Annotated in this window: 1 protein-coding gene; it reads right to left on the bottom strand. The window is 57.8% G+C overall.

From position 1 onward, the window contains the following. Nucleotides 1-254: hypothetical protein (locus BJF81_RS19005; protein ID WP_237769996.1), on the bottom strand; the 254-nt coding region annotated here is incomplete at its 3' end. Between the last annotated feature and the right edge of the window lie 1,950 nt (nt 255-2,204).

Here is a 2,204-nt window from a genome sequence, read left to right as displayed (position 1 = left end):
CCCCTTAGCGCGTCGCCTCCATTCTCACGCAAGACGTACTGCTTGCTCTTACGTTGTGCGTGTTCCCACAGACCTGCCGACGGGACGGCCTCCTCTAGTTCTAAGAGCTCCCCTAACGCCGAACATGACCAGCACGCCGTGCGGTGTTCCGTGGGCAGAGGCAAATCAGCGATCACCTCAAAAGTAACGGCGCAAACACCCCATTCAGCCACTTTGGCGGGCTCTAGAGTGAAAAGAGTGTCGGAGGTCTCCACGGGTGAAGTGTGTGCACGTAGCGTTGACACCCGGGCAAGCGTGTCGCGCTCGCTTGCGGGTAGTTGACTAGTCAGAAGCAGAACAAGCAAATTGTCGTACCCTCTGTCCACGATAGCGGACGAGGCATTCCTGATAGTGCGCGCCGTGACTGCCCCCCAATCGACTAACACAGCACTGCGGGGATCTGGTCTAGCGGGCTGATTAATGTGGATGCGAGAGTGGTCGAACATGCTTCGCGACAGGGGACTGCAATCCGCCTCGTATCCCTTGCTCTTCAAAGCCAGCGCAACGACCGATGCAACATCACGGGCATATCCACTATGATCATCGGGATAGTAGACCGTAAAGGGAGTCCGAGCCGGCCGCGCGTGAACCCACTCCAAGACGCGGTCCCGAATTGCCTCCCTAAGCGGCTTCGAACGGTCGAGCATCCAGCTTATGTCCATCAGTGCAGAAACGTGTCTATCCGTTCGCAACTGGAAGTGTCCAAGGCGCGCCGGCGCCCCTGCTTGGATGGCGAGATCGAAGAACTCGTCGCTACTGAATGCAGATGTAACCAGGTCGGTTCGTTCATAGTAGTGCTTGTCACCCGGATTGTGTAGCACCACATCCTCTCGTAGCGGCTCATAGTCGAATCGCCGTTCGTCAGGCAACTTTATACCTGCAAGCACCGGCGGAGGTGGATGGAGACTACTCCGTGCACCTTCCCGGGGCGATGGCCTGAGATCAAAGAGCGTCAATACCGCAACAGGATAAAAACCCTGTTTTCGCAGAATAGTGATAGCCCGGTCCACTGTAAAACCGGAAGCTATGACACCGGTCGCTAGCACGACGTTAGCTCCTGGGGGGGAGATGGACGCGACTAGGCATCCGTTCGCGCAGTGGATAAACGTCAACGTACTGGGGCGTACCACCAAAGCCGCCTGTGGTGTGGAGCACGCCCGCGAAGTTTTGGGAGAAACCCGGTAAGACCACGAGGTAGGTCTGCCTGTTGTCTTGGGACCATCGCTGCAGGGTGGCTTGCAATAAGCCCACGGCGATTGCTTGAGACGGGAGGTCGTCCAGCATTTCGATCACTGGAGGTAGACCCCGAGTGGTGGCCAGAGAGGGCAGCAGGAACGTTCTATGCGTCATAGTGTGAACCTGTTCCGGCGATATTTGCCGATGAGGCTCCTTCGAGCCTCTCTTGCGAGGTGTCTTTGGATCTCGCCGGGCGATATCCTTAGGGAGGGCGAAGGGGCCGTGGCCGAAAACCAATTCCATCCTGGGTCGACGTACTGACGTAGGCCGCCCCGTAGACCGACATCGTTATGCTTGCGTGGCTGCTCGCCCTCGCCCTCGACTATCGGAGTTGCGGCCTGATATAGAAGGCCTCGAGTGACCGGTGTAGCCCCATAGAAGCCCCACTCTCCGTCCCCTGATAGCGCCACGAAGACACCCGCCTCCGAGGCAATGTCGGCGAGTTCGAGGTCCTGACTGTCATGTTCTTCGCGAGCGTCGTCCAATGTGGCCAAGGGACCGTGCAATTTCGCGCTCACAAAGTAGGGTGCCCAGAGGACGAAGAGGCATACTTGTTCGTTCTCGATTGCCCACTTTCCTAGCTCGTGAGCGATGCTTTCGATGTCGAAGTCTGTGGGCTGGGGGGACCGGGTCAGAAGGATGACTACCAATTCAGGTGCCTCGACCGCGGGCCCACGAGTCACCTCCTGCACGATGTTGGAAATATCCGTTTCCACCCTTTGCCGCCAGCTATCTGCTTGGGTATCGACGGGTATCACACGAGTTTGGTAACCGGCCCCTGCGCACGGGAAGGTAGATGATCGACTCGACGCCTCGGGCGTCGGACCGCAGGAGGATAATCTGAACCATAGTTCCGGGAAAATGGGGCAGCTTATCCTGAGCGATCTCAACTTCGTTGTGCTCTGCGTAACAGTATCCTCCCAACCCCC

The sequence above is a fragment of the Ornithinimicrobium sp. CNJ-824 genome, assembly GCF_001942405.1.
GTDB classification, from domain to species: domain Bacteria; phylum Actinomycetota; class Actinomycetes; order Actinomycetales; family Dermatophilaceae; genus Ornithinicoccus; species Ornithinicoccus kibberensis.
This window is presented reverse-complemented; position numbering and strand designations above follow the sequence as displayed.